Origin of the sequence: Alkalihalophilus lindianensis (assembly GCF_032843265.1) — a bacterium.
GTDB classification, from domain to species: domain Bacteria; phylum Bacillota; class Bacilli; order Bacillales; family Bacillaceae_D; genus Alkalihalophilus; species Alkalihalophilus lindianensis.
Genome location: NZ_JAWJBA010000522.1, coordinates 1 through 262, shown reverse-complemented (window position 1 = coordinate 262; position 262 = coordinate 1). Strand labels below are relative to the sequence as shown.

The window sequence follows — 262 nt, the reverse complement described above, 5'->3', positions numbered from 1 at the left end:
CATAATCCTTTTCATACGCACAAAAGTACACGTCACTTTTTAAAGAACCAATATATAACGTATTTCCCATGTCAGGCTTGTCTTCACTCTGCACAAGTTCACCAGAACGATAGCTTTTAAAACTACGGAAAACAGAGATACATTCTTCATTTAGACGTTTGTTAGTCAGAAATGGAATAACCAATTTGCCTGTCTTATCGTTTATCGCAAGATCAATTCGTTTAAAAACTCCACCAACTCGAAACACGTCCATAAAAAAATC

At 35.5% G+C, this 262-nt stretch carries 1 protein-coding gene; it reads right to left on the bottom strand.

Translation table 11 applies throughout. From position 1 onward, the window contains the following. A partial coding sequence (locus RYX56_RS23265; protein WP_317124245.1) for a replication initiation factor domain-containing protein occupies positions 1-262 on the bottom strand: 262 nt, incomplete at both ends.